We start from the raw sequence: 6,239 nt of genomic DNA, 5'->3' as shown, positions 1-6,239 counted from the left end.
GCGCTACTATCCGTTACGGGCACTTTAACCCGGCGCTGGATAAATTCGTCAAGCGTCATGCCGAGCAGTTGAATCGGATGCCGAGCGCATTCTTTGCCGTCAACCTGACCGCGCGTAAACCGGAAAAGCGTTCGCCGCAAACCAACGCCTATACCCGTAAGTTCCTGTTGGCTTCGCCGTGGCAGCCAAAACAGTGCGCGGTGTTTGCCGGCGCATTGCGTTATCCGCGCTATCGCTGGTTCGATCGCATCATGATTCAATTCATTATGCGTATGACGGGCGGTGAAACGGATACCAGTAAGGAAGTGGAGTACACAGATTGGCAACAGGTCGACCGCTTTGCCCAGGAATTTAGCCAGATCCAGTACGAAAAGTGACAAAAACGCGGGTTTGGCCAGCGTTTTGCCGAAAAAATCCGCGCTTGAAAAGTTTTTTGCATTTAGGGGTTGCGGCCCGCCGAGAACTCCCTATAATGCGCCTCCACTGACCGGGAACAACGACTGACAAGCCGCCGGGTCAGCGAGAGAAAAGCGAAATAAACGCTTGACTCTCCGGGTGAAAAGCGTAATATACGCCACCTCGAGTTAGCAAGCGAAAGCGACTAACTCACTGCTCTTTAACAATTTATCAGACAATCTGTGTGGGCACTCCACAAGACGATATCCAGCATCTTCGGATGCAAAAAAATATCAAGTCTTGAAGAGTGACTAACTGAAGTAAAATTCATGCAGTAAATCTTTGAGCATCGCTTCTCGAGTGGAAGCAAATCAAGCTTTTAATTGAAGAGTTTGATCATGGCTCAGATTGAACGCTGGCGGCAGGCTTAACACATGCAAGTCGAGCGGTAGCACAGGGGAGCTTGCTCCCTGGGTGACGAGCGGCGGACGGGTGAGTAATGTCTGGGAAACTGCCTGATGGAGGGGGATAACTACTGGAAACGGTAGCTAATACCGCATAACGTCGCAAGACCAAAGAGGGGGACCTTCGGGCCTCTTGCCATCAGATGTGCCCAGATGGGATTAGCTAGTAGGTGGGGTAATGGCTCACCTAGGCGACGATCCCTAGCTGGTCTGAGAGGATGACCAGCCACACTGGAACTGAGACACGGTCCAGACTCCTACGGGAGGCAGCAGTGGGGAATATTGCACAATGGGCGCAAGCCTGATGCAGCCATGCCGCGTGTGTGAAGAAGGCCTTCGGGTTGTAAAGCACTTTCAGCGAGGAGGAAGGTGGTGAGCTTAATACGCTCATCAATTGACGTTACTCGCAGAAGAAGCACCGGCTAACTCCGTGCCAGCAGCCGCGGTAATACGGAGGGTGCAAGCGTTAATCGGAATTACTGGGCGTAAAGCGCACGCAGGCGGTTTGTTAAGTCAGATGTGAAATCCCCGGGCTCAACCTGGGAACTGCATTTGAAACTGGCAAGCTAGAGTCTCGTAGAGGGGGGTAGAATTCCAGGTGTAGCGGTGAAATGCGTAGAGATCTGGAGGAATACCGGTGGCGAAGGCGGCCCCCTGGACGAAGACTGACGCTCAGGTGCGAAAGCGTGGGGAGCAAACAGGATTAGATACCCTGGTAGTCCACGCTGTAAACGATGTCGATTTGGAGGTTGTGCCCTTGAGGCGTGGCTTCCGGAGCTAACGCGTTAAATCGACCGCCTGGGGAGTACGGCCGCAAGGTTAAAACTCAAATGAATTGACGGGGGCCCGCACAAGCGGTGGAGCATGTGGTTTAATTCGATGCAACGCGAAGAACCTTACCTACTCTTGACATCCAGAGAACTTAGCAGAGATGCTTTGGTGCCTTCGGGAACTCTGAGACAGGTGCTGCATGGCTGTCGTCAGCTCGTGTTGTGAAATGTTGGGTTAAGTCCCGCAACGAGCGCAACCCTTATCCTTTGTTGCCAGCGGTTCGGCCGGGAACTCAAAGGAGACTGCCAGTGATAAACTGGAGGAAGGTGGGGATGACGTCAAGTCATCATGGCCCTTACGAGTAGGGCTACACACGTGCTACAATGGCATATACAAAGAGAAGCGACCTCGCGAGAGCAAGCGGACCTCATAAAGTATGTCGTAGTCCGGATTGGAGTCTGCAACTCGACTCCATGAAGTCGGAATCGCTAGTAATCGTAGATCAGAATGCTACGGTGAATACGTTCCCGGGCCTTGTACACACCGCCCGTCACACCATGGGAGTGGGTTGCAAAAGAAGTAGGTAGCTTAACCTTCGGGAGGGCGCTTACCACTTTGTGATTCATGACTGGGGTGAAGTCGTAACAAGGTAACCGTAGGGGAACCTGCGGTTGGATCACCTCCTTACCTAAAGATATTAGTTCGAGTGGCGTGCTCACACAGATTGTCTGATGAAAAAGTAATGAGCAAACAAAACCTTGTGGTATAGGTAAGTGCCGGGAGATTTGTGACTGTCCAGTGCAGTGACAAACGACAATGGCGCTCGATTTTTCACGAAAAATCTCACCTTTACCCGAAATTATCGAATCGGTGATTCGATAAGCCAATTTCGGGTCCCCATCGTCTAGAGGCCTAGGACACTGCCCTTTCACGGCTGTAACAGGGGTTCGAATCCCCTTGGGGACGCCATTCCGATAATGAGTGAAAGACATTATCACCGGTTAGCGATAACCGAAAAAATCTTAAAGATGACTTGCGAGTCATGTTTAAGATATTGCTCTTTAACAATCTGGAACAAGCTGAAAATTGAAACATGACGGCTGAAATTTATCCCTCCGTAGATGTACTGGGATGAAGAGTAACCTGTCATAGAGTCTCTCAAATGTTTGCAGCACGAACGATGGAAACATCTTCGGGTTGTGAGGTTAAGTGACTAAGCGTACACGGTGGATGCCTAGGCAGTCAGAGGCGATGAAGGGCGTGCTAATCTGCGAAAAGCGTCGGTAAGGTGATATGAACCGTTATAACCGGCGATACCCGAATGGGGAAACCCAGTGTGTTTCGACACACTATCATGTCATGAATACATAGTGGCATGAGGCGAACCGGGGGAACTGAAACATCTAAGTACCCCGAGGAAAAGAAATCAACCGAGATTCCCCCAGTAGCGGCGAGCGAACGGGGAGGAGCCCAGAACCTGAATCGGCTTGTGTGTTAGTGGAAGCGTCTGGAAAGTCGCGCAGTAAAGGGTGATAGCCCCGTACACTAAAATGCACAGGTCGTGAGTTCGATGAGTAGGGCGGGACACGTGACATCCTGTCTGAATATGGGGGGACCATCCTCCAAGGCTAAATACTCCTGACTGACCGATAGTGAACCAGTACCGTGAGGGAAAGGCGAAAAGAACCCCGGCGAGGGGAGTGAAATAGAACCTGAAACCGTGTACGTACAAGCAGTGGGAGCACCTTCGTGGTGTGACTGCGTACCTTTTGTATAATGGGTCAGCGACTTATATTTTGTAGCAAGGTTAACCGTATAGGGGAGCCGTAGGGAAACCGAGTCTTAACTGGGCGATTAGTTGCAAGGTATAGACCCGAAACCCGGTGATCTAGCCATGGGCAGGTTGAAGGTTGGGTAACACTAACTGGAGGACCGAACCGACTAATGTTGAAAAATTAGCGGATGACTTGTGGCTGGGGGTGAAAGGCCAATCAAACCGGGAGATAGCTGGTTCTCCCCGAAAGCTATTTAGGTAGCGCCTCGTGAACTCATCTTCGGGGGTAGAGCACTGTTTCGGCTAGGGGGCCATCCCGGCTTACCAAACCGATGCAAACTCCGAATACCGAAGAATGTTATCACGGGAGACACACGGCGGGTGCTAACGTCCGTCGTGAAGAGGGAAACAACCCAGACCGCCAGCTAAGGTCCCAAAGTCATGGTTAAGTGGGAAACGATGTGGGAAGGCATAGACAGCCAGGATGTTGGCTTAGAAGCAGCCATCATTTAAAGAAAGCGTAATAGCTCACTGGTCGAGTCGGCCTGCGCGGAAGATGTAACGGGGCTAAACCATGCACCGAAGCTGCGGCAGCGACGCTTAGGCGTTGTTGGGTAGGGGAGCGTTCTGTAAGCCGTTGAAGGTGGCCTGTGAGGGTTGCTGGAGGTATCAGAAGTGCGAATGCTGACATAAGTAACGATAAAGCGGGTGAAAAGCCCGCTCGCCGGAAGACCAAGGGTTCCTGTCCAACGTTAATCGGGGCAGGGTGAGTCGACCCCTAAGGCGAGGCTGAAAAGCGTAGTCGATGGGAAACAGGTTAATATTCCTGTACTTGGTGTTACTGCGAAGGGGGGACGGAGAAGGCTAGGCTAGCCGGGCGACGGTTGTCCCGGTTTAAGCGTGTAGGGGGTGTGACCTGGTAAATCCGGTTGCATACTAACCCTGAGGCGTGATGACGATGCACTACGGTGCAGAAGTAGTTGATGCCCTGCTTCCAGGAAAATCCTCTAAGCATCAGGTAACATTAAATCGTACCCCAAACCGACACAGGTGGTCAGGTAGAGAATACCAAGGCGCTTGAGAGAACTCGGGTGAAGGAACTAGGCAAAATGGTGCCGTAACTTCGGGAGAAGGCACGCTGGCATGTAGGTGAAGTCCCTTGCGGATGGAGCTGAAGCCAGTCGAAGATACCAGCTGGCTGCAACTGTTTAATAAAAACACAGCACTGTGCAAACACGAAAGTGGACGTATACGGTGTGACGCCTGCCCGGTGCTGGAAGGTTAATTGATGGGGTCAGCCGCAAGGCGAAGCTCTTGATCGAAGCCCCAGTAAACGGCGGCCGTAACTATAACGGTCCTAAGGTAGCGAAATTCCTTGTCGGGTAAGTTCCGACCTGCACGAATGGCGTAATGATGGCCAGGCTGTCTCCACCCGAGACTCAGTGAAATTGAACTCGCTGTGAAGATGCAGTGTACCCGCGGCAAGACGGAAAGACCCCGTGAACCTTTACTATAGCTTGACACTGAACATTGAGCCTTGATGTGTAGGATAGGTGGGAGGCTTTGAAGCGTGGACGCCAGTCTGCGTGGAGCCATCCTTGAAATACCACCCTTTAATGTTTGATGTTCTAACTCGGCCCCATAATCTGGGGTGAGGACAGTGTCTGGTGGGTAGTTTGACTGGGGCGGTCTCCTCCCAAAGAGTAACGGAGGAGCACGAAGGTTAGCTAATCACGGTCGGACATCGTGAGGTTAGTGCAAAGGCATAAGCTAGCTTGACTGCGAGAGTGACGGCTCGAGCAGGTACGAAAGTAGGTCTTAGTGATCCGGTGGTTCTGAATGGAAGGGCCATCGCTCAACGGATAAAAGGTACTCCGGGGATAACAGGCTGATACCGCCCAAGAGTTCATATCGACGGCGGTGTTTGGCACCTCGATGTCGGCTCATCACATCCTGGGGCTGAAGTAGGTCCCAAGGGTATGGCTGTTCGCCATTTAAAGTGGTACGCGAGCTGGGTTTAGAACGTCGTGAGACAGTTCGGTCCCTATCTGCCGTGGGCGTTGGAAGATTGAGAGGGGTTGCTCCTAGTACGAGAGGACCGGAGTGAACGCACCACTGGTGTTCGGGTTGTCATGCCAATGGCATTGCCCGGTAGCTAAGTGCGGAAAAGATAAGCGCTGAAAGCATCTAAGCGCGAAACTTGCCTCAAGATGAGTCTTCCCTGGGCCTTTAAGGTCCCTGAAGGAACGTTTAAGACTAAGACGTTGATAGGCTGGGTGTGTAAGTGCAGCGATGCATTGAGCTAACCAGTACTAATGATCCGTGAGGCTTAACCTTACAACACCGAAGGTGTTTTTAGAGAGATTTTCAGCGACGTTCCGAGATTGGTTCTGATGGCTTCATGGAAGTGAGGCGGTTGGAATGAAACAGAATTTGCCTGGCGGCAATAGCGCGGTGGTCCCACCTGACCCCATGCCGAACTCAGAAGTGAAACGCCGTAGCGCCGATGGTAGTGTGGGGTCTCCCCATGCGAGAGTAGGACACTGCCAGGCATCAAATAAACGTTATCAGTGTGACGACTGGTAATGCGCAAATCGCAAAGCGCGAATTTGCCGGCATCGAGAGATGCAACGTAAAAGAATCGGTGGAGCGGTAGTTCAGTTGGTTAGAATACCTGCCTGTCACGCAGGGGGTCGCGGGTTCGAGCCCCGTCCGTTCCGCCACTTAATTGATAAGCCCTGAGTCTCTGACTCAGGGCTTTTTCATATCTATATTTTGCGATTTTCAGGCCGGAATTGTCCTTCCTTACCGCCTTACTCCCCATATTGTTGCCT

General features: G+C 51.9%; 1 protein-coding gene, 2 tRNA genes and 3 rRNA genes. All 6 read left to right on the top strand.

The window, feature by feature from the left end; translation table 11 throughout:
• A partial coding sequence (gene hemG / locus ACIBBH_RS42230; RefSeq protein WP_399414268.1) for a menaquinone-dependent protoporphyrinogen IX dehydrogenase occupies positions 1-377 on the top strand: 377 nt, incomplete at its 5' end.
• A gap of 399 nt (positions 378-776) precedes the next feature.
• A 16S ribosomal RNA gene (locus ACIBBH_RS42225) occupies positions 777-2,318 on the top strand.
• A 206-nt stretch (positions 2,319-2,524) separates the two neighbouring features.
• Positions 2,525-2,600: transfer RNA gene (locus ACIBBH_RS42220), tRNA-Glu, on the top strand.
• A gap of 234 nt (positions 2,601-2,834) precedes the next feature.
• A 23S ribosomal RNA gene (locus ACIBBH_RS42215) occupies positions 2,835-5,742 on the top strand.
• 99 nt (positions 5,743-5,841) lie between these two features.
• Positions 5,842-5,957 (top strand): 5S ribosomal RNA (rrf, locus tag ACIBBH_RS42210).
• Together the 16S, 23S and 5S rRNA genes with 2 tRNA genes alongside form the textbook arrangement of a ribosomal RNA operon.
• 94 nt (positions 5,958-6,051) lie before the next feature.
• Positions 6,052-6,128 (top strand) — tRNA-Asp (locus ACIBBH_RS42205).
• The last annotated feature ends 111 nt before the right edge of the window (positions 6,129-6,239 follow it).

It is taken from the genome of Streptomyces sp. NPDC051636, from assembly GCF_044453765.1.
GTDB lineage: Bacteria > Actinomycetota > Actinomycetes > Streptomycetales > Streptomycetaceae > Streptomyces.
The sequence above is the reverse complement of the archived record's forward strand: the minus strand, read 5'-3'. Positions and strand labels throughout refer to the sequence as shown.